Source organism: Enterococcus sp. SMC-9, from assembly GCF_021011285.1.
GTDB classification, from domain to species: domain Bacteria; phylum Bacillota; class Bacilli; order Lactobacillales; family Enterococcaceae; genus Enterococcus_C; species Enterococcus_C montenegrensis.
In genome coordinates, this window is sequence record NZ_JAILYE010000008.1 from 1 (window position 1) to 22540 (window position 22540).

The window sequence follows — 22540 nt, forward strand, 5'->3', positions numbered from 1 at the left end:
ATACGGCCACGGCCATAGGCATCTGGTAAACCAGTAATGACACCTGAGCGACGTGCTGCGCGCATTTCTGGTGTATACGCATCAAAGACCCCTTGGTTATGGGTTTTGCGGTAGTCGCGGAAGATATGTGAAATTTCAGGATCGATTTCAAAACCGTATTCTTCAGCGGCTTGTTCAGACATACGAATTCCACCAAATGGTTGTAAACCACGTTTGAAAGGTTTGTCTGTTTGGAAACCAACCACCGTTTCTAAATCTTTATTTAAATAACCAGGACCATGAGAAGTAATCGTTGAAACTACTTTTGTGTCCATGTCTAAAACGCCACCGTTGTCGCGTTCTTGTTTGTTTAATTCCATTACTTGATCCCAAAGTTTTGTGGTAGCTTCTGTTGGGCCAGCTAGAAATTCATCTGTGCCGTCAAATTGTGTGTAGTTTGCTTGGATAAAATCACGTACGTTAATTTCTCCTTGCCATTGTTTTCCTTTAAATCCTTGCCAAGCGTTTGTCTGTAAATCTACTGTCTTTTGCATTTGTCAATACTCCTTTATTTTTAAATAATTCCCATTACACTTGCGACAATTGGAACTACCACGGCTGTTGTAATTCCGACAACGACAACGGAAATACTTGCCATCGCTGTTTCTGTTTCCCCCATCTCCATACTAACGGCAACCCCTAAAGCATGACCCGCCGCACCGAGTGCTAAGCCTTTAGCAATTGGATTTTTAACTTTAAACCATTTCAAAGCAATAGCACCTAATGCATAAACTAAAACACCATTAAAGATAACCGAAAAGGCTGCGATAGAAGCGATACCACCAACTGAAGTAGCAACAGGAACCGCAATTGCTGTTGTTGCCGCCTGGGGAAGTAAAGAGGCAATGAGTTGGGGATGCATCTTAATTATGTAACCAGCTAAAACCACAGAACCGGCTGAAACGACCGACCCAATTGTAATGGCTACCATAATTTCCATAAAGTATTTTTTTAAGATATCGCTTTTTTTATATAAGGGAATGGCAAAGGCGATTGTGGCAGGTTCTAAAAAGAACATGATAATTTTGCCACCTTCATTGTAGTCGTCATAGCTGATACCTGTGATTTCTAGAACTATAACACCTAATATCATCGCGACAAACAACGGAGTAAATAAGAAGAAGCCTTTGCTTTTTTTAAATAAAAATGTACCGATACCAAAAACGACTAGAGAAATGATAATACCAACATATGGTGTCATATTAAGAAACCTCCTTTAAACCTTTGTTAAGTGATTTTTCTTCATCTGCTTGTGCATGGCGATCTTTAATACCCAATAACAAACTTGAGCCCCAACCTGTCGCTGCCATTAAAGCTAAAGTTGCAATGAGAATAACCACTAGAATTTGGATGCCAGAGCTTTTCATAATCCCTAATGAATTAACAAGCGAAATACCTGATGGCACAAATAAGAAAGTAATCACACTTGATAAGCTGTTAGCTAATCCTTCAATTTGTTCTAATTTAACAATGCCCGTACATAAAGCACCAAATAAAAGTAGCATCCCGATTAATGAAGGTGGAATTGCAAGAGGTAATACTTTAGCAATACCATTTGAAATGAGCATAATTAGTGCAAATACGAAAGCCTGTTGTAAGAATGAATAAACTTTTTTTTCCATGTTTTTTCGCTCCTTTGTTTTGTTTACATGCTTAGTATACGAGAATTCCCAACTTTGTTACCGCTTTCTTCATAAGTTGCGTCATTTGAATCATGAAATGCAAAAAAAGGCACATGACTTACACCGTCATGTGTCCTCTTTACAAATGCACTGCGTTTCATCAGTTTCTACAACCTTTTATCGCGATTTTTCACACCTATTTATTCTAAATTTAACCGCTCTTTAAACGCTTTTAAATAGGAGCGGCTAACGGGAACTTTTTCCCCATTTTCCATCGTAACTTGCAATGTATGATTAAACCAAGGCTGGATTTCCTTTACCTTTGTCACATTAATAATAAAACTACGCTGCGTTTTAATAAAAAGGGCTGGCGGTAATTTTTGTTCAATCCCACTTAAGGTTCCTGTTGTCACGTACTGTTTTTCATCGGTAAAAATGCTAAGACTGCGTTCATCCACTGAAACCATTTGAACCGTTTCAGGATTAATTAAAAAAATACGATCGTCGCTATGAATGGGAAACGTTGAAAATTGTTCTACGCTTTTGGTTGTTGTTCTTTGGTTTTTATTCACCTGTTTTTTTGCTTTATCAATAATTTCCATCACTCTTTTTTCTTCAAAGGGCTTTAATAAATAGTCACTCGCGTTGACTTGAAACGCCTGCAATGCGTAATCATCATAGGCTGTGGCAAAAACCAAGTAAGGTGGATCACTGAGGGTGACGAGTTTTTCTGCTAATTCAAAACCACTTTCATCAGTTAAATGAATATCTAAAAATAGAATATCTGGTTTTTGTTCCATCATTTTAGTCATCGCCTCTAACACACTTTCTGCCTGCGCCACACTGGTCACAGCAGGATGTTGACTGACCAAATAATTTAACTCTTCTCTTGCTAAGGGTTCATCATCAACTAAAAGCACATGCATTATTCATTTCCTCCTTCAAGCTCCAATGGTAGGCTAATGGTAAAGACCGCACCACCAGCTGCTTTATTTTCCGCTTTTAACTGACCAGCATCGCCATATAAGCTGTGTAAACGTCGATTCAAATTTTCCAACGCTGTCCCCGTTCCTTTTTCAGAAACAACAGCTTGTTTGCCTAATTGCGACAATAACGCAGCTTTTATTCCCACACCATTGTCTTCCACTTGTAAAATTAAAACATCTTTTTTACTGGTAATGGTTACGTGAACATGATTATTTTCTTTACGATTAGAAAAAGCATGTTTAATCGCATTTTCAACCAAAATCTGGACAGCATATGACGGAATCAAAGCTGATTGAAGCTCGTCTTTTATTTTCACATCGATTTGGTAACGATTAGGAAATCGAGCTTGTTCTAATTGTAAATAGGCTGCTAAATGTTGCAATTCTTGGCTTAAAAGTAGCTTTGTTTGGCGGGCACCAGTCAAATTCCCCCGAAAATACGTACTTAACTGTAATAATAAACTGCGAGCCTGATTGGTATCACGGCGCATTAAAGCGGAAATTGTATTAATGGCGTTAAAGAAAAAGTGGGGATTTACTTGAGCTTGTAGCGATTTAATTTCGGCATCCTTTAACAGTTGACTTCTTTCTTCTGCTTCCCCTAGCTCGATTTGAGAAGAAAAAATCGTTGCTAGTCCCTCTGCCAGCTCTTCTTCCACATAAGTCAATTTTGTTTCATCGGTAAAGTACATTTTCAGAGTACCCACAACTTTTTCATGAGCAAAAAGTGGAATAACAATCGCAGCAGCCAAAGGACAATTAGGATTTTTACACCCAATTTGTTCTTTACTATGGGCAATTAGCATACTTCCAGATTGCAAAACTTTTTTAGAAAGTTCAGTAATCACTTCAATTTCTGGAATATGGTGATCGCTGCCTGCCCCCACATGGGCTAGAATTTGATGTTTATCGGTAATACTGATTGCGGCTAATTTGGTATAGCGTTGAATAATTTCTGCTGCTGCTTGGCTGGACTCCCGCTTTAACCCTGCCCGAAAATACGGTAAAGTTTGAGCTGCTAAATTTAATACATCATGCGTTTGAACCGCTTTGGCTTGTTCTTCTTGTTTTAGAGTGATATTAATAATGGACATGAAAATAAACGTCCCAATGCCATTAATCATAATCATTGGTCCAGCAATCATTTGCGCTAATGCTGGTCCGCTAAAAAAAGCCACGAAGACCATTTGAATGGATTCCATCAAAATACCCACCAGCGCATAGACCCAAGCTTTATTTTGCCACTGCTTTTTAATTAGTAGTAATCGGATTAAGCCTGAAACAAGACCAATCAAAAAAGAAGAAAAGATATAAAAGCTACCTTGCCCGCTACCTTGGAAAAAGCGATGAATCCCTGCAATCCCACCCACGGTTGCGCCAACACTTGGGCCGCCCACTAAACCGGCAACACTGATCACTAGCGTACGGGCGTTGGCGATGGAGGTGTTCTCTGAAATATGGGTTAAAAAATTGCTTGGTACAATCTTATTACCCGCAATTTCAATTCCGGTAAAATTCGTTAAAATGGCAAACAGCCCGAAAACAACAATCAAAATGACTTTAGAAGAAAACTGTTCCCGATTTTCTAGTACGCGCTTAAAATAGGAGACATTTACTAATAAAAAGGCTAATAAAATAATTAAGCCTACTCGCTCCATCATCAAAATAAATAAATCCAACATATGTATGCCCTCTTTTATTTTCCATTTTCCTAATAGTAGTGGTGAAGGACCCTGATTGTCAATTTTCAATAAAATAAAAATAGCCCATTAGCTCGCATCAATTTTAGAAAAACACAAAACAAACCGCCCTAAGCCGTAGCTCAAAGCGGTTTGTTTTCCTGTTTTTAATACAACTCTAAATATTGTCTACTTGGGAGGCGGCTTGTTATACATCAACATATAAACATTGCTATATAGGCATTTCAAGTCCCTTATTTAATTTCATCTTTGTATAACCCTATATAGCATATGCCCCTTTTATGCCCCTTGAAAATTCATTCTTAACAATCTGTTCGCTTTACAAAAACAAACGTACGTTCGTATAATTAAAGCATCAAAAACTTGGAAGTGATTTTATGCGTATCCCACCACCTTATCAAGATCGAAAATTATTAAAGTGGAATGGTTTCTTTTTATCTGAACATACTAAACAGCTATCTAAAGAAAAAACAGAAACAAATTTTATTGTTCCGGAAAAAGAGCTAATGACGTCCGATGAAATAGATCGCACACTATATGAAGCTCGATTAAAAGATCGCAGTATTGCAATTCAAAAAGAAGAAGTAGATGCTGATAACCACTATTCGCCTGACATTGTCGGTAAAATACAAGGCTACGATGAATTAGGGATCTATATTGCCAATCAAAAAGTTGATTATGATGAAATACGAAATGTTGAATTTATTGAAGTCGCAAAATGGTCTGCATTGGAGGAATAATGATGATTAATTTAAAAGGTACTGTTTCTCAAATCAAAGTGTTAAAAATGTCTGATCATCCCCTAATCTACTTTCAATTGAATGAGCACCACTGCTTAATCGCTACCCACGCACTAAATTTTTTAGCTGACGTTACTGTTAATAGCACAATCAGCATTGCTGGTCATTATAATGCTCGTAAACAATTTGTTGTAAGAAAATACAGCGTCTTAGGCAAACCTCAAATCGTGATTGAATTTGAGAAAAGTGTTTATCCGAAAAGAAACAAATAACAACTATTCGCCATATTAAAATGACAACTCTCAGCTTAAATGATATCCTTTAATCGGGAATATTTTCCCAAATTAAAAGAGTAGCACTTCACCTAGAAATCTTCCCCAAGCTGACTAAGTGTGCTACTCTTTTTATGGAGTATATTGTTGCTAACAGCATCATAGTATATTGTTATTTCAAATATTGCAAAAGATATACTGATTAATGACAAAAACCATGTCAAACTAAGTATGTGGTCAATCCCTTAGTGACTCCTTTTTTCTAAACTTGGCCACGCGCCTACTCCTTTTTGGGGTAGGTTTTTTATTTGTGTCTGATATAATATAGTTATGTAAAAATGAAGGTGGGGATTTAAGTGAAAAAAGTGTTAGGGGCGTTTTTTATATTTATAAGTTTAACAATCGCAGGGTGTTCATCAAGCGTTACTACCGACGATTTAAAAGCAAATGATTGGATTATTGAAGCGGCCAATAAAGACGACAAAGAACCATTTGACGTAATAGCTACTTTTTCAGATCATGTTATGACTTTGAAAGCTGATACTTCTAGCATGAAGTCTAGCGCTAAAAACGATTGGGAGAGCTTTGGTGAAGAACTTGGAAAACAAATTGCCGGTCAAATGAATATTACTTACGAATATGAATTGAATAAGGATGAAATTAAACTCCAACTCACAGAAGATACTGATAAAGAGGCTTATTATAAAGTAACTAAAGAAGATAAGAACATTATTTTCACACCAGATAAAGAAAAAAATGACGATCCTGACCAAGGAAAGAAAATGATTCTCAAGCCTTATAAGAAATCAAAAACAGCGTCGTCTAGTACGACTGCCACATCAACTAAAGAAAAAGAAGTTGCCTCTATTAACGAATATATTAAAAAGTTCAAAAATAAGTCTTTAGTAGTTCATAACGAGAAAAAAATGTCGAAAGATGATTTTGGTATGGCTCCAATGACGGCAAAAGACGCCGCCATGTTCTCGCTTATTAATACAGACAATGAAGACGATCAAAAAAATGCTCGCATTTTCGTATTTGATAATTTAAAGGACCTTAAAGAAACAAAGAAATATTATGACGATTTAGGAAAAGGCTCAGCCATGCTTTTTTCATATACCGCAGCCGATGAAGACAATTTAGTGCTAATGCAATTTAATGGTGATTTTGATCAAAAACTCGTCGAAAAATATACTGATGCTGCTTCATTAAAACTAACTGAACCTCCGTTTGATACTACTAAGAAAAATGAATCAAGTTCTTCCGAAGATGTTCAAAGTAATGAACCTGCTTACTCAGAGGAAAGCTATCAGACTCCCGAAGTTGAAAATCAAACAGAACCTAGTCAATCCACCCAACAGCAGAATCAAGAAGCAGCTGAAAATGAACCAACGCGTCAAACACAATCTCCGGAACCCGCCGAAGAGCAATATATAACGGCGCAGAACGGTGAAGGACCTAATCAAATTGCAGCACGAGCAGGAATTTCCGTGGATCAATTATATGAATTAAATGGTATCGATCCAAATAACTTTTTGCTGTACCCAGGAATGCAATTACGAATCAAATAAAATAGCCCCGACCTCAAAACGAGATCGGGGTTTTAATTTTATTTAATTGTACCCCATAAATTACCACGAACTCCATTACTATATGTTCGTACCGCCATATATCGTTTTTGGCCAGAATATGAAGTATAACGAATCCAAACGTAACCACCGCTTGTCTTTTTAGCCTCATATGTTACTGCTTGGCCAGCGCTATATTGCGCTACAACACTAGCTGCAGTTGTAGCTGCGCTTCTAACATTTATAGTCGTCCCTGCTGTAAATGTGGCATATTCTTCAGTCCAACCACTATCTGTTACGGGTGGCTCAGTATTCCCGTCAATCATCGCTACCCAACGCCGTTGACCAGAATAGCTGACGTAGCTTAGCCAATCGTAGCCGTCAACGTTGCGATAAATACGGTCATAATTGACTGACTGACCAACTTTATAATTTACGCCAGAATAGTAGCCGTTAAGCCCTAACCCGCTACGAATCTTAGTTTCTGTGCTAAATACATAAGTTCCGTTTTTAGCTTCATAGTTTACACTTGGTTTTTCTGGTTTTGGCGTATCTGTGCCAGGCTTAGGAGTTTCTGGGTCAACGTCTGGTTTAACAGGAATGGTAAAACCAGATTGCAAATCTTTTGCCAGTTGCGTTTTGCTAATGCCCCAACTCGCTAAATAGCTATATGGGTCCATGTGATCTCCCCAGATATTTAATGATATCCACTGATGCGACTTAATACCTTTTCCAGTACCATCAAGCGTTTTTGGAATCCCACCACGTTTAGCTAAATCACGAGCTAAATTGACGTATGACTTATAATCTTTTTGGAAAGTAGCTTTATTGTTAGTGCGAGCTAGTTCAATTTGAGCGTATGCCCGTCCATTCGCATAAGCTCCCGCACCATACTGATATGCTCCGTCTTGTGCTAATTTAATAACCCGGCCACCGCCACCGACAAAATAATTCACGAATGCGTTTTGCCAGTTACGCTTCATGTAACTAACTTCTCGATCTAGTGAATCAGCTCCAGTGTTACTTGGGTTTCCAGCTTCGTGTAGAATGATATAGTCATTTGATACCGTGTAGCCTGCTGGTGCACCGTTGCCAATATAGTCTTTTTCGACTGTGTAGGCGTTAGCTGATAACCCAATCCCCAAACTTGGTACTGCAATCGTCACCACAATAATGAGTGACATTAAAACACTTTTTAGCTTTTTCATATACAAACCTCCCAATTTTATTTATAAAAAATAGCCCTCGCAATGAGAGCTACTAATTAACTTATTTAGTTTCTTTGTCGCCAGGTCCTTTACTTTCAGCATTATCCTCAAAGACGTCTAACCACTTTTGCAGCCATGCAATCTTTAAACCTACCGCATGTGCATTTTCCAAAATGCTCCCAAATTCATACAGGCATAAAAGCACCGTCCAGATAAGAGCGACATTGATTGGTAAACTAATATCTAAAAGCGGTGATAATTTGTCTAATCCTGCAGCTGCTATGATTGTGGCAAATGCCATGAACTTATAAAGTAATCCCTCCAAATTGATTGCCGATTTCCAACTATGACTTTTGAGCGCTTTGATATATCCTGTTACGATATCTAGCGCCACAAAAATAAGGTAGACTGCCATAACTGGCACTCCACCTCCAAATAGATAGTCCATTATTTGTGTACCTCCTATTAAAACCACAAGTTTCATCCAAAATACCTTCACTTTCTACAAATTAAAAGACAATTGGTAATAAAACCGATTGTCTTTTAAATCTTTTTTTGTTCTACATTAACGTTTGAGTAAGCTAATCAAGAAAATTAAGAATGATGTTTTCATTTTTAAAGTAAATGTAGAACCATTTTTTGAAATATATTGAATATTAATTGAATTCACCCCGTTTCCAAGATGAACTCAACCTTTTAAATTTCGATTGTCAATCAAATATTGATTAATTTTTTATTTTACACCAATAATTCTTGTTGGATGTTTGCAAAGTCAGTTGAGATACCAGTTACACCCCAGTCAACTAAACTTTCTCTATCTAGGCTATCAGCTCCCCAAACGTACACTTCTACACCTTTTGACGTTGCCAGTTTAGTTCCAACTTCCGTTAAAAGCGGTGCATATGCTGTTATTCCACAAAAAGCATCTTTATTTTTGGATTCGCAAAAATCGACAACTTCTTGTGTAACATCTGTCGATGAAAGTAGATAAAGAATGTCAGATTTAGGGAATACGCTTCTGATTCTATCAATTCCTGTCGTGTCGTACCCATAGTGGATAACGTTAAGAAAGTTGTGCTTTTCCATTATACTTTTTACAATGTTTAAGCGATCAACTGTGTGTGCGCTAGCTCGATCAATATGCAGTCGCATATCTAATTTTTTACAAATCAAAAGCGCGTCCTCAAACGTCATTAACTTCTGGCCTTTAAATTCTGCTCCTTTCCACAAACCATAATCATATTGAGCTGCTTCTGCGTATGTGATTTGTTCAATATATTTTTCTTCATCGATTTTACTCCCATCAGCATTCCTGGCAGTTCGATTGATAGTTAAATCATGCAAATTAACAGGTACATTATCAGATGTGAATACTAAATCCATTTCCACTTCATTGACGCCAATTTTTTTACTACCCTTGTACGCAGCTTCTGTATTCTCAGGATAACTTCGCGAGAAGCCTCGATGATGAATACACTTCACTGGTGCGTCAAGCGAGACATTAACATTTCCTTCACCGCCATCATATCCAAAAAGTTTTCCGTCTAACAGATATGGAAATGGTAAAAATATGCTATAAGTAGAACCTTGATTTCTGATTGTTCCAAGCAAAGCATGCCCTAAAGCGTATTTGGGTAATTCTGACCACGGAATAGCAAATATTTCTAAAGTATCTGTTTTAAAAAGTAAATAATGAGCAGAGGTACCGGTTAGTTGAGCAAGGTCAATTGTTAATCCAGTTGTTGGGATTGCGCCAGAGTATCGTTCTCCGTCAACGCTGAATATCCAGTCAAATCCGGAAGGAAATGTAAGTGTCTTATTTTTCGTGGAAATTAATGGATATATTCTTCCGGGAGATCCTCCACCAAGAATCTGCACTGTAGGCATTCTGGGAGCGTAATCTACAGCTGGAAACCCATCAATATAAATCGGAAAATCTGAAATAAAAATGTGCTTATTCCCCGTTCCAATTCGAAACGATGTCACTAAAATTTCATTAGCGGTCAAAGATGTTACCCATGACTTCCAAGAGAAAGTTTTGGAGGTAACATCAAAAACCAACTTAAAAGCAGAACTTCCAGTAATTTGATTCACAACTTCTAAACCGGCTGGTATCAAGTATTGATTTGTTGCTGTCCCGTTACCCCAAATCAAAAGATCTTGGGCTCCATTAACACCATTAAACTTGAAAGTTTTTTTAGCTCTATCATAATTCGGTGGAGTAACTGATATTATTAGCGTTGCTTTAAGAACTGGCGCTGCTACTTTAGTATCCGTCACTGATCTATCAACTATATTAGTCGTACTAACCGCGTCTTTTCCGACAACAGCTACACTACCACCCGTCATTGCAGTTTTGACTTCTTGCGACAGCATGCCCATCGTAACTTGGCTAGCGCCGCCCTTATCAACCTTACCAGTTGCTAATCCGGATACTTGTTGATTTGTATTGGCTAAAGCCACTTTGTCTGCTTTAGTACTGTCAAGTTCCGCTACTTCTGCGTCTGTTTCAGCTAAAGCTTTCTTATCGGCTTTTTCGTCTCCCAAGATTTCAATATCTGTCCGAAATTTGTTGGCATCCGCTAAAACAGCCACTAAAGCGCCATATTCCGCTTGACTAACGATTCCGGTCATTTCCCCGGCCAACGCTTGGACGGTCATCTCAAATGTTTTAAGATGTGTAGCTTGCCCGTTTTGGATGACTTGGATATTAGCCACTACTTTTCCTGGCGTCATCATGCGGACGGGATACTCAATCCTAAACAAGCTATTTTCCACATCGATACACTCAAAAGCGGATAAATCAGCTAATCCACTCGCTTGATTTCGCCAGCGCAGATTAAGCATTAATCCAGGGACTTTACCGATTAGCCCGTTGTCCGTTACTTGGACGGTCATAGTGCGTCCTCGATAGTCGCCCTGACTGGCAAACTGGCGCTGAATAAAGTTGTCATTGGCCTTATCAATCACCAAATCCACATCTCTAAATTGATTTAATTCCAAAAATCATCATTCCTCCTCAATTATTGCTTGTCCGTGAATGAACTCTGTAGGTTCGCCATCAAAAAAAGGCGGAATAATCATCGAAACGATTGATGTGGTTCCGAGATATTCTCGCTCATATTCTGCAACGATTTCGCCTAGTTCCCCTTTTTGCTCATAGGTCTGTATCAGGCCGTTTTCTAAGCCACTTACCACGGCACAGTGCCCGTAATACTCATGCGTGATAAATGTATTGGTCAAAGCCAAAGAGCGCTCAAAACAAACAATAGCGCCCGTTTTAAGCTGGCTGTATTCTGGATTATCAATGACCTCCCAGCCGTATTTATCCCAATGGTACGCATGTCCAATCTCAGAGGCGGAATAGACATCCTGCCCCTCGATTGGGTCCATCTCGTTGTAGTACGTGCCCGCACCAAGGTCAGGTCCTCGCATCACGCCGCTATAGACGGCTGCTACTGCATAACACTGTGCATTTCCTGTCGATTGTCCGACTAATCTTTTCAAATGATTCAATCCTTTTTCATAAAACATCATTTAACCGCCCTTGCTAAACATCTATCCCCGCTCAAAAGAGACCCAAACGAGTAACCGATTGTTGAGATATTAACACCGCTGTATCGGCTATCTCCGCCCATTTGAATTATCTGGGTACTATCGCCTTTGTATGGTTCTAACAAAATAGCAGTATGACCATTGCTCCCAGCACCGCCAACTAAATTGTAAATCACAATATCGCCAGCTCGTGACTGACTTTGACTGATCTCCGTTAGCCAATTTCGACTCCCTCGCGCATCCGATGTCATAGAGCCGGTGTACCATTGCATGTTAGCTGGTACACGATAGCCCGCCTTATTCAAGACTAGCCATACAAAACCTGAACAATCTGTACCACCAGATTTATTCGGATTATTTAAATCACCCAGATCTGAGGAAGGGTGAACCATTAAATAGTAAAACCAGCCAAGCCATCCTTTGGCGATGGACACTATATCACTGTTTGGTCGTGTGATTTCAAGATTTTTAAACTTGTCATACCACGTCTGTGCCCATCCTTGACGTTCTGGGTGCGCAGTTGCCGGTCTCTCAAAATTCTCTTCGAATGTATAAGCTGCAGCTTTAGGATCAGACATGGATTTAAATCCAGAAACTGATGTTGGGCTAACTTTGCCAAGCCATTGCCCATTATACATACACCAATCAATTAAAGCTGATTGTGCTTTTGTCCCCGTGTAGTCGTCCGTTATACCAGCTTCGGCCATTAAGCGTTGAACATATTCACGACCATTCCACGTTGGTGCACCGACTAGCGGATAGGAAGAACCATCCCACTGTACACCGCCGAACCCGGGACCACCTACTTGTTCAGTGTTAGGATTCATCTCAGGACCAACTTCGCCTCGAATATTACCAAGGATTCCTGCAGTGGCTGCTTTACTAAAACCACGGGCAATTAAATATACCCACCATTGCCATGCAAATTTGTCAGCAGAACTCGTGATACCAGTCGGATACGTTCCATCCCAATCGCCGGGATTGCCACTGGGCCCACCGCCTTGGCCTGGATAAACTTCACGACCATTTAATAACAGCTTTCCATTAACGTCTGTTGTATCTGCTATAATATGGACTTTTTTATTTATTAGATAAATATCGTTATTGCCGACGATAATCCCAGCACCTTTTTTTGAACTAATAAGAGCAGCTTCGCCGTTTGAATCAAGATTAATTTGTAACGCTTTACCATCAAAATCAGCGAAAATAGGATTGCCATCAGAATCTGCACCAACGACTAATTCTGGAAAAGGATTTCCTTCAGTACCAATTGTACCGATTGATTTATTGCCACTCCAAAATTCCATGCCTTTTTTGGTCATTTCCATGATTTTCTTGCCATTATTCCACGCTTGAAGAGCACCGGCAACTAACTTAAGCTGGTCTCCTAGTGCATTAAACGACGTCTCGAAAACTTCAGCAATAATTTTACCGGTCAAAATAAAATCAGCATTAAACACACTATCAATCGTCCACGCTGAATTAAAGGGACCATTCCAGCCGTTCTTAGAAAATGCAATGCCGTTTTTGTTTAAGCGAATCACATGTTTTGCGGTATTAATATCAGGAGTATCCATAATCAAAATATTGGACGGCTGTGTTTTTGGCCACAATACAACATGTCCTCCTGCTTGCCCTCCACCAGTAATCATGGCTGATACATAGTCTGTAAACCCACTCATATAACTGTTAGTAGCATACTCTTTTAATTTCTCTTGAAATTGATTTGTTTGTTGCTGGTAAAAAGCAACTTGCGTATCACCAGCAACTAAAGTTTTAGTTTTTTCGTTCAACGTATCGTAGACAATACCAGTAACTTTTGATTCTAAATAAATATCATATTTTTTGTGATAAACGTGGAAAGTATCAAAAAGTCCATAGTTTCGAATTCGTGCAAACTCCTTTGCTTCTTCACTATCTGTCAACTTATCAAATTCAATTGTGATTGAAATCTTTGGTTTATCACAACCAGGGTTGATAGATTTAAAATAGTTGGTTGCAACCTTGTTTAAGGAGTTTAAATCTTTTACACCTTGGTCTTCCGTAAACTGTACGAATTCAGTACGCACGTCTGGATACTTATCAACCAGAGGACTATTCACAACATTCCCGTAGATGCGATTAGAGGTACCTTCCGCACCTTGTGCATCAACGTAGGGAATAATGCGCGTCTTCATTCCCGACCAATCAAGCTTGATTTTTAAACCTGCTAAATCTTTTCCATAACGAATAGTCCCAATATTATCGCGCCCACGACGTTTTAAAAGCGATAGTCTGAATGGTTCACGTTTGATTTCTCCGCCCCAATATTGCAGCAAAGAACCTTGTTCACCGGCTATACAATTTAAAACATTTCGTGCCTCAAATGTCGTGCTAGAAGTCGTTGGAATATCTGAATACAACAGAATATCAGATGACTTATCCATGCCGTTTTCAATGAGCTTCATTGCATTTTGAGCTGTTTGAGAATCAACTTCTACTTTTGTTACAGCACGTCTACCAAGACGATACGTGCGAGATTTAGCATAGACTGTGACTGTATCCATAAAGGTATCGACGTCTTTATCGTCAATATAGAATATATGATAGTCTTCTTGGTCATTTGGTTTTGCTTTGATTTGATAGTCATCTTCAAAATATTCATCAAATCGTGTTCCAAGCGGATATTCTAACTCCAATTCATATTTCCCGTTTGCCTCTTCTGTGATTTCAACGTAAGAGCAATCTCTTAAAATTCCAAGTCCGTTAGTAGAAAAATCTGTTTCACTCGGCGCATAAATTCTTGGTTTCATACTTTTCGACACCACCTTGGAGTAATTTCAAAAGTTTTAATATTGCTCGTCCAGCGGAAATCGTTTCTGCCAGGCACTAATTCAGGAAAATCTAAAAATGCTGTAACGAGATCTTGATGTTCTAATGCCCCATCTAAAGCCCGATAAGATTCTTCAATTTTTGAATCAATAATTAATTCACGATCAAGTTGTTTAAGTTTGAATTCTTTATCGTTAATAAAAAAAGAAGCATCGCCCGAACCAGTCAATTTAATGAGCGGTTTAGACGCATACTTCTCAGTGTTTATTAAAGCAAATGGCACAGTTCGCACTTTGGAATCTCTTCCCGAACGATTTTCTTTAAACGGTCGTAAGCTAACCGTGAATTCAAATGGCACAATATTTCCTGTTTTACGTGTCCCTTTAAATTCTGGCGCTTCGGTAACAATTGCTTGATAAATATAATGGGGGTCATAATAGACGACAAAATCACTATAGTTCCCCATATCTAACCAAGCGGTGATTCTGTCTTCGTATTCTTGTACATCTTCCAAACTTGGCGCTTTATAGTAGCATTCTATCTTTTTAGATGTGTTCTTGTGGTAGGCTTTGTCAATAACAATCGAATCTCCGCCTTCCCTCTCACGCAACTCAACCACACGACTAGCTGAAGTAGAAATAGGACGATTTCGAATAAAAACATTGAACTCTTCAGAATACTTACCATTAATTAAAAATTGTCCTCTTTTGAATTGCATTAAATCATCCCTCCTACTGCATCAGCGTCATTTTGCATTAAACGGGTAAGCTCCAGCTTCATTTTCTTCGCCATTTGACGAATTACTGAATCTGGCATATCTCCATAAACCGTTAAATGTAAATGAATTTCTTGACTTGTGTGATTACCTGAATCCGAGCTCTTAGTTTTTGTCTCATTGGCTGAATTACTTGTTTCTGTTTTAGCCTTCAAACTAACAGTTGGTAATTCAGTATTTTCAAAAGGTAAATTATCTAAAGATTTTTTTAGTTTAGGACTAGTTTCGTCAATCCCTTCAACGATACCTAAAACAACATTTTTCCCAATTAGATCACGCATTAATCGAGAAGGAGAGTGGATATTCAGTAAATTTTTAAGTCCACCAGTAATTGTTCCAGCTATATCGCTGACTTTTTTCTTTAAGTTCCCAAACTTTTCTTGAATACCGTTAATCAATCCATCGATGATGTTTTTTCCAATTTCAAATAGATTAATATTCTTTAAATCATCAAAAATATTTTTAACACGGTTAACAGCGTCAGATACTCCTCTTTTTAGATTTTCCCAAGCATTTTCGGCACCTACGACTAGTTTATTCGCCGTATTAACTACGTTGTTCTTTAATGTCTGCCATGTATTAATCGCATTGTTTTTCAAATCTTTTACTCGTTGTATAGCTCCCGCTTTCATATTTTCAAAAGCTTGGATAGCAGAGTTTTTCAAATCAGTAGCAAATGTTTTAACGCTTGTCACTAAATTACTCCACCAATTTTTGACACCCGCAACCATTTCGCTGATTTTTGAAATCGCCCCATCTTTAATGCCAACAAAAATATTAACTAGTGTATGATACCAACCAGTTGCCAATCCGATTACCGAGTCAACCAACATCGTAAAATATGTTGAAATAATTGTTTTGATAGAGAGCCAAATATTTCCTGCCGCTTCCGATATATTATTCCAAATACCAATCATATTATTTTTGGCTTCAACCCAGCCACCCGAAATCATTGAGGTCACAAAAAGTACGGGTGTAAGAATAATATTTTTTAAGATTTCAAAAGCGTTAGCGGCAATTTCACCAATTTCTGTGAAAATTGTGGATAATCCTTCTTTCACATTTGAAAAAGCGTTTGTTATTCCATCAACAATTGGGCTGATATAAGGCATGATAGCTTCGGAAAAATTCGACCATAATTTACTTGCTGTGTCCTTAATGGATTGCCACAAATCCCCCAACCACTGCTTTGTATCAGACCAAGCATCTTTTATTCCTTGTACAGCAGATTTCGCGGAATCAATCGTACCTTGCCATAGATCATTTGCTGTATTTTTTATTTCAGACCATAAATCTGAAAACCATTGTTTTGCATTCGACCAAGTGTCTTTAATAGAATTCCAAGTATCAATTCCCCACTGCTTAATTCCTTGCAAAACGCCAACGACTGTATCTTTGACGGAATTCCATATATTAATTACTTTATTTCTAAAATCTTCATTTGTAGCCATAAAATAACCAAAAACAGCAATAGCTCCAACAACTGCTCCAATTATCAGAACAAATGGATTAGCAGCTGCAACAGCTCCCATTATTTTGAGTGAGTTCCCTATGCCAGTAATCGCCATCTTTAAATTGTTAAAAGATTTAATAATTGTAGGAATACCCTTTAGTTGAAACATAAATGCACCAAACGCTGTTGCAAAAGGAATTAGGAAGGGTAACACAACTTTTAATCCCGATGCAAAATTTTCTAATACACGAAAAAGATTGCCTAAAAATGTGACGGCTTTCGGAATATTCGCAGCCAAGACTTTTAAAAATGATTCCATTGCTCCGCCAAATTTATCGATAATACCTTTAAATCCACCTAAATCAGCATCAACCAATGCCTTATTTAGACTTTCTATGATTTCACCAACTCCACGGGTGACAGCTGTTCTCGCATTTTGAATAGACGTCTTTATACCTTTAGTCGAATCTTTTGCGATTTGGTTTAGAGATTTTAAGCCACCACCACCCTTAGTGTCCATTTCAATTAATTGGTCTTGAAATGTTTTAACTGATATTTTCCCTTCTGATAATCCGGATTTCAATTGGCCCATCGTTATTCCCATTTTTTTAGCAATAGCTGATAAAGTGGGCCCCATCTGTGCATTAATCATTGAATTCCATGTTTGAGCATCAACTTTTCCATTTGAAAAGCTTTGTGAAAGTTGAATTACGGCTTCATTAACTTGATCAGTTGTTCCTCCAAAACCTAGTATCCCATCATTTAAAGCACGGAATATTTTATCAGAGCGACCTAAATCTCCTGTAGACGATGCAAGTAATTGTACGTGACTTATTGCGTCATTCAACGCTGTTGGAAGTCCTTGAATTCCTTTCGATAGCGTGCCATTTTTGCCAATCGTTCTATTAATTTCTGACTTTTCAAAACCCATATTTTGGAAGTTGCGAACAGCATTATTCATCGTATCAACGCGATCAATTGCTCCACTAATTGAGCCCTTAATTAAATCAAAACCAGCACCCACGATGCGAGTGGCACCGCTGGCTAAAAAACTCCCAGCAAAGACTTTCCACATACTTCCAAGCGACTTTCCACCTTTATCGCCAGTCTGTTTTATAGTGCCATCAAATGTTCCTAATTTTTTGACAGCATTATTCATGCCAGCCGTAAAGCCTGATTCGTCTAATATCATTTTTAAGACTAAGTCGTCATTGTTCAAAGTGCCACCCCCTTAGAACATCGTGTATTCGTCGAAGTATTCAAGTTCCTCATGCTCACTGACTGCATCTCTAAACGCAAAAAGACGCACTAGCTCATCCAGATCAGTTCTCTCAATTTCTGGGAGAGTCCATCCTGCTTCTAGCAGTTGCGTCTTCAAATCCATTTCTTGATATGTCGATGTGTATTTAAACATAGGATCTTTTAGATAGTCTGTTACTTTTTTTTCGTATCGCCATATGTTTCATTAAAGCCAGCAGTCACAGATTTTAGTAATTTTCCGGTCAAAGACGCAATTTCGCGCGCATCAACACCTTGTCGAAATTCTTCACCAGTGAATTGACCTTCAAAAATAGTATCAGCAATAAATCCGTATGCTTTTTTGAGAGCGCTAGTCGTTTCTTCACCACCGTCTGCTTCATACATTTCTTCCATTATTTCTGCCGCTTGCTCAACAACTGGTCCCGGTAAGAATTCAGCAGATGTATATTGTTTTGATTTGAATTTACCTTCTGAGTCTTTTTGCATAATTTTGATTTTTGTTTGTAATTTTGACATTATTCATTTCCTCCTGCTTCAGTCACTAATGGATTGGCCGGTGTAGTAAACCAGTTTTTAATCATATCTTTATCAACCTCTTCGTCATCTTCATCGACCGAATACATATAACCCAAGCCAGGAATATCAACAAATGTCCCTTTCCACGTTGGGTGCGTAAAGGTGACCTTGCTACCTTCTAACGTTGAAGTTTCATCAGAATCCAATGCGAATTGACCTTTGTAAAAAACGGTGTAGCGATACTTGCCATTTGATTTTTTACGACGATAAGCAAAAGCGCCATCTTGCGCAATATCTTCACCAGAACGTAATGCTCCACCTTTTAATAATTTTCCTCCAGTGATTTCTGATAACACTTTATGCGTGTAGCCGTTAGATTCAAGTTCAACTTCTGCACCACCAAATGCTGTAAATTGATCTTGTACAACTCCATCTCCAAAATCCTGATTCGTTTCATAATTTGCAGTCGGTTTAATACTAACCGCAGTTCCCATTGTTAGCGCTGGACCATAAGTTGGTTGGTCAGATAAATCATCTACTAAAGGAAACCATGTTGGTTTTTCAACTGAGATAATTCCTGTTTTACTTTTCTTTTCTCCCATTAACTTTCACTCCATTCGATATATTGTGGAAATGCAACGGTGAATCGGATATGCTGCACTCCGTCTGTTTTATCCGGCATATAGTCTTCCGGAAATATTTGATTGTTATCAATTTCAATAACATTAAAAAAAGCCTCACATTGTGAGACTTTTTCGTTTATTAGATTTTTGTTAGGTTTATTATCAACTAAAGCAATATCAACTAAAAACGCTTTATTTTGAACATTAATGCCCACATTCTCCGTTCCCGCTGGCTCAACCGAAAGAACAAAGTAAAAATCTTTTGAAGACTGCATGACACTATCCTCGTAGATTGCCGCAGCTGGTTCAATTTGCTTTAATTTTTGTGTAATTGCACGCATTATTTTTGATTTCATTTCTTCGCTCCTTTCAGCACTTTAATCGCCATAACTTTCCATCGCCGCGGAATATACGTCATGTTTGCTAAATTGGTAGCACGTTGTATCATAAAACGACCTTTAACGAACCCTCCGTTTTTAGTCCTGTGACCATCGTTCACATATTTAAAGTATTTTTCGTTATTAATCAAAGCCCCAACAATTCTTCCGGTGGATAGTTTGCGCGCTTTCATTACGCGATAACCTCGTCTTAAATTACCGGTCTTTATTGGGGTTAACGGCACTGCTTGCTCCCAAACCTTATTCAACGAATCGTTGACAAATGCTTCGCCTTCTCTTTGAGTAAGTTTAGTCATTTGTTCAAATTGCTTTATAACTTCTTTAGCATTACTTTCAAATCTAACGTCACCCATTTGGCTCACGTCCTGTCAGGCCGACTTCGCAATGGCTAGGGTAGTAGAATGGTTTAGTCGCATATAGTTCAAACGAGATTCCAGAAGCCGATTGAAAGGTGTCGACCTTATCGCCCCTTTGAATGGTAATCTCCGGACGAATGAATAGCTTATATTCATCTGTCGCCACGTTTAACATGCCACCTTCTAACACAGCTAATCCATCTTGCTGTGCTTGTGATAGCGCACAAGGAATGTCTGTATGGACGGGAACATAAGCTTGCTCTGTAATTCCTGTTTCTGAATCCTCAACATCTTGCAAACGGGAGATCGTGCAACTGTCTTCGTATGTCATTGCTAAAATATCCGCCTCATTCATCAGAAAAACTCCAATCCGCCACACCCGATAGTGCGTTTGATTAAATCGAGATAGTTCACTAGTAGCCCTTGAATCATACTTGTTTTAGAAGCGTAGCTAATAGTCGTATCACCTCGTTTAACAGACGCTACTACCGTTTTAAGCTCATCATTAGCCGATTGATACAAAACCTCTGTAATCACGCCCTGTAGCTTTTCCCAAGGAACATCATTTCCACAAGTATTATATGATTCAACTTCTAAAACGATTAATTCTAATAGAGTTTCTAAGCGTTCTTTATTCGCATCGGGCAGCTGGGCTGAAACTGATGCAATAATTTTTTCTTTTAGTGAATCGTCCATACGATCACTCCTAAATCTCTACAATGTCAGCAGCTTCACGTAAAATCTTCAATGCATCAGTATCATTATCTTTAATAAAAAACTTTCCATCTTTATCGCCAGTCACAAAACGACGTGTTTTAGGATGGACGAAACCGACAAAGTTTTTATCTTTTGCTACACGAAATTCAACTTTACTTACTTCTTGTACATTTTTAGATTCTTCTTCGACCGTTTTTACTTCTTCCTTTTCAATTGTTTCTTCAACTTTTTTAGCCATAAAAATTCCTCCTAAATTAAAAATAGAGACAGCAGTTAAGCCATCTCTATTCCCCTGCTTTTAAATTTAAAATAGAGCCAGAGTTAGAAGCGTTGTATTCAAGAGAATATTCGCCTACCAGCCCAATACGACGAGAATCAGTCGTTTTCGCTAACTCTTCAGCTCTCCATTCCCGTAATGAACGCAATTTCACGTAATTAGTGTCCACTGCTGCAATAGTACCCACCGGCAATGCTGGTTCAATCAAAGCAATACCAGTACCGTAGTTAGATACGATTTTCCCTAATTGCAAGCCGAATGCAACAGTTTCGCCAAATTGAACGATCTTATTAGATTTGCCATCAACTTCATCGGTCATCAAGTCTTGCATATCCGGAGATACTAAGCAAAGTTTTTCGCCCATATATCCTTTGTTGAACATAACGCGGAACATATTATCAATATCTTTTCGCGTTACCGCACCAGCAGCAGCCGTTTCAACTTTATTACCCGCGTTAATCAAGTTCAAAATACCATTCATTTTACGACCAACCGAACCAACTTCATCTGTTTTTACACCAGTAATTAATTTGCGGTTCAAATCGATTTTCATTTCCATACCACGCAAGGCAACTTGATTATTTAATTCGCTACCGATTCCATTAATGTTGATTGTATCTAATGTTCCAGAGACAGATGTTGATTTCCGGAAGATTTCTTGGTAATTGCTGATCCAATTACGACCTGATTCGGCATCTTTATATTCTCCGCCTTCTAATTGTTCAGAAGAATCGTCGGAGTTGATTTCGTATTCTCGCCATTTAATTTCTGTTGATCCTGCTGGCGCAGTTTTGCCCGCACCCAATAGATAGCTTAAAAATGGCGTGTTTGGTACTTGCATAGCATTAATAGCTGGTGAGATATCTAAATACTCTAAATTGTTAACTGATGTTTTCTTCATTTTGATTCCTCCATTTAATTAAGTGGTTTTAAAATCTGACTCAATAACTCTTCTGGATTTTTAGTCTGTGTATCTGATTGTTGTTGATTTCCTTGCTGCTGTTTCGCTCCGTATGCGTTGCTCATTTGGAGCTCTTTTAGCGCGTCTGCATGTTTTTCATTGATTGCACTCAAAACGCTGGTAAAACCTTCTACAGCCTTTTTGGTGAAGTCCGTATCTGCACTAACTAAATTATTCAGCATGAACTGCGACACAGATTCTTTTAAATCGCCTTCAAGTTCCAATCCAGCAATTTGTTCAGCAACAAACGCTTTGTTGTCACTAGTTACTCGCAAGGCTTTTTCAGCTTCAAATTCTGCTTGCAGTTTTTCCAATTGCTGCTGTTCTGGTGATTTATTCTTTTTTGATTCTTCATATGCTTTGATCGTGTCCTGTTTGATTTTATCAAGGTTATTTTGTTTCCATGATTCCAGTTGCTTATCCGCAGCAGACTGACTTTGGGACTGCAAAAACTTCTGTGCATCTTCATTCGATTCAGCAAAACTTTTAAAATCATCAAATGAAAACTTTGGCGTTTGATCGCCTTCATTTCCTTCGTCAGCAAAAAATTGTAAATTCATGTTTAGCATTAATATTTCTCCTTTCGCCCCACGATTCGCTTACGCGCCCCGCATTGCTTTGAGTTTTATTGTTTGCGCCCCGCCATTCCAAAAGGCCCGGCATTGCGCTAGTTTTATGTCATTTCGGACAAAATAAAAAGCCT

At 38.4% G+C, this 22540-nt stretch carries 24 protein-coding genes; 3 read left to right on the top strand and 21 right to left on the bottom strand.

Going from position 1 to position 22540, the window contains the following annotated elements; genetic code table 11:
- The 5 genes from K4422_RS12335 to K4422_RS12355 all read right to left on the bottom strand — a co-directional run.
- Nucleotides 1-533 (bottom strand): pyruvate formate lyase family protein (locus tag K4422_RS12335; RefSeq protein ID WP_329957735.1); only part of this gene is annotated, 533 nt, incomplete at its 3' end.
- Between the two features lie 20 nt (nt 534-553).
- The gene (gene lrgB / locus K4422_RS12340) at nt 554-1240 is read right to left on the bottom strand and encodes an antiholin-like protein LrgB (protein WP_230711303.1); all 687 of its coding nucleotides are present in this window, start codon (nt 1238-1240) and stop codon (nt 554-556) included.
- A gap of 1 nt (nt 1241) precedes the next feature.
- Entirely contained in the window at nt 1242-1661 is a 420-nt protein-coding gene (lrgA, locus tag K4422_RS12345) for an antiholin-like murein hydrolase modulator LrgA (RefSeq protein ID WP_206904231.1), read from the bottom strand.
- 200 nt (nt 1662-1861) lie between these two features.
- On the bottom strand, nt 1862-2587 hold the full coding sequence (locus K4422_RS12350) for a LytR/AlgR family response regulator transcription factor (protein WP_206904235.1): 726 nt from the start codon (nt 2585-2587) through the stop codon (nt 1862-1864).
- On the bottom strand, nt 2587-4329 hold the full coding sequence (locus K4422_RS12355; RefSeq protein WP_230711304.1) for a sensor histidine kinase: 1743 nt from the start codon (nt 4327-4329) through the stop codon (nt 2587-2589). The genes K4422_RS12350 and K4422_RS12355 overlap by 1 nt, the downstream gene beginning before the upstream one ends.
- Nucleotides 4330-4724: 395 nt before the next feature.
- Between K4422_RS12355 and K4422_RS12360 the strand changes: the two genes are divergently transcribed.
- From K4422_RS12360 to K4422_RS13640, 3 genes are all read left to right on the top strand, one after another.
- A complete protein-coding gene (locus K4422_RS12360; RefSeq protein WP_230711305.1) occupies nt 4725-5087 on the top strand; it encodes a hypothetical protein in 363 nt (120 codons plus the stop codon).
- A 2-nt stretch (nt 5088-5089) separates the two neighbouring features.
- The gene (locus tag K4422_RS12365; RefSeq protein WP_230711306.1) at nt 5090-5359 is read left to right on the top strand and encodes a hypothetical protein; all 270 of its coding nucleotides are present in this window, start codon (nt 5090-5092) and stop codon (nt 5357-5359) included.
- A 356-nt stretch (nt 5360-5715) separates the two neighbouring features.
- On the top strand, nt 5716-6930 hold the full coding sequence (locus K4422_RS13640) for a LysM peptidoglycan-binding domain-containing protein (RefSeq protein WP_230711307.1): 1215 nt from the start codon (nt 5716-5718) through the stop codon (nt 6928-6930).
- 38 nt (nt 6931-6968) lie between these two features.
- Here K4422_RS13640 and K4422_RS12375 read toward each other — a convergent pair whose 3' ends face one another.
- From K4422_RS12375 to K4422_RS12450, 16 genes are all read right to left on the bottom strand, one after another.
- Nucleotides 6969-8135: an SH3 domain-containing protein gene (locus K4422_RS12375; protein ID WP_230711308.1), complete on the bottom strand. Its 1167-nt coding sequence runs from the start codon at nt 8133-8135 to the stop codon at nt 6969-6971.
- A 61-nt stretch (nt 8136-8196) separates the two neighbouring features.
- Nucleotides 8197-8583: a phage holin family protein gene (locus tag K4422_RS12380; RefSeq protein ID WP_442896733.1), complete on the bottom strand. Its 387-nt coding sequence runs from the start codon at nt 8581-8583 to the stop codon at nt 8197-8199.
- A gap of 290 nt (nt 8584-8873) precedes the next feature.
- Nucleotides 8874-11138 carry a glycerophosphodiester phosphodiesterase gene (locus K4422_RS12385; protein WP_230711310.1) on the bottom strand — a complete coding sequence of 755 codons (2265 nt, stop codon included), beginning with the start codon at nt 11136-11138 and terminating at the stop codon, nt 8874-8876.
- A 6-nt stretch (nt 11139-11144) separates the two neighbouring features.
- Complete coding sequence (locus K4422_RS12390) at nt 11145-11669, bottom strand: CHAP domain-containing protein (RefSeq protein WP_230711311.1); 525 nt, start codon at nt 11667-11669, stop codon at nt 11145-11147.
- Nucleotides 11669-14482, bottom strand: coding sequence for a phage tail spike protein (locus tag K4422_RS12395; RefSeq protein WP_230711312.1), 2814 nt, complete (start codon nt 14480-14482; stop codon nt 11669-11671). Before K4422_RS12395 ends, K4422_RS12390 begins: the two co-directional genes overlap by 1 nt.
- Nucleotides 14479-15219, bottom strand: coding sequence for a phage tail protein (locus K4422_RS12400; RefSeq protein WP_230711313.1), 741 nt, complete (start codon nt 15217-15219; stop codon nt 14479-14481). The genes K4422_RS12395 and K4422_RS12400 overlap by 4 nt, the downstream gene beginning before the upstream one ends.
- Nucleotides 15219-17948, bottom strand: coding sequence for a phage tail protein (locus K4422_RS12405; RefSeq protein ID WP_230711314.1), 2730 nt, complete (start codon nt 17946-17948; stop codon nt 15219-15221). Before K4422_RS12405 ends, K4422_RS12400 begins: the two co-directional genes overlap by 1 nt.
- Nucleotides 17949-18163: 215 nt before the next feature.
- Nucleotides 18164-18505 (bottom strand): phage tail assembly chaperone G, encoded by a 342-nt coding sequence (gene gpG / locus K4422_RS12410; protein WP_230711315.1) that lies wholly within the window; start codon nt 18503-18505, stop codon nt 18164-18166.
- Nucleotides 18505-19107, bottom strand: a complete 603-nt coding sequence (locus K4422_RS12415) for a major tail protein (RefSeq protein WP_230711316.1) — start codon at nt 19105-19107, stop codon at nt 18505-18507. The genes gpG and K4422_RS12415 overlap by 1 nt, the downstream gene beginning before the upstream one ends.
- Nucleotides 19107-19484, bottom strand: a complete 378-nt coding sequence (locus K4422_RS12420) for a phage tail terminator family protein (RefSeq protein WP_230711317.1) — start codon at nt 19482-19484, stop codon at nt 19107-19109. The genes K4422_RS12415 and K4422_RS12420 overlap by 1 nt, the downstream gene beginning before the upstream one ends.
- Nucleotides 19481-19879, bottom strand: coding sequence for an HK97 gp10 family phage protein (locus tag K4422_RS12425; protein ID WP_230711318.1), 399 nt, complete (start codon nt 19877-19879; stop codon nt 19481-19483). The genes K4422_RS12420 and K4422_RS12425 overlap by 4 nt, the downstream gene beginning before the upstream one ends.
- The gene (locus K4422_RS12430; RefSeq protein ID WP_230711319.1) at nt 19872-20237 is read right to left on the bottom strand and encodes a hypothetical protein; all 366 of its coding nucleotides are present in this window, start codon (nt 20235-20237) and stop codon (nt 19872-19874) included. Before K4422_RS12430 ends, K4422_RS12425 begins: the two co-directional genes overlap by 8 nt.
- On the bottom strand, nt 20237-20578 hold the full coding sequence (locus tag K4422_RS12435) for a hypothetical protein (RefSeq protein ID WP_230711320.1): 342 nt from the start codon (nt 20576-20578) through the stop codon (nt 20237-20239). The genes K4422_RS12430 and K4422_RS12435 overlap by 1 nt, the downstream gene beginning before the upstream one ends.
- 10 nt (nt 20579-20588) lie before the next feature.
- On the bottom strand, nt 20589-20837 hold the full coding sequence (locus K4422_RS12440; RefSeq protein WP_230711321.1) for a hypothetical protein: 249 nt from the start codon (nt 20835-20837) through the stop codon (nt 20589-20591).
- Between the two features lie 46 nt (nt 20838-20883).
- Complete coding sequence (locus tag K4422_RS12445) at nt 20884-21777, bottom strand: SU10 major capsid protein (protein ID WP_230711322.1); 894 nt, start codon at nt 21775-21777, stop codon at nt 20884-20886.
- 14 nt (nt 21778-21791) lie between these two features.
- Entirely contained in the window at nt 21792-22406 is a 615-nt protein-coding gene (locus K4422_RS12450) for a capsid assembly scaffolding protein Gp46 family protein (RefSeq protein WP_230711323.1), read from the bottom strand.
- Nucleotides 22407-22540 lie beyond the last annotated feature (134 nt).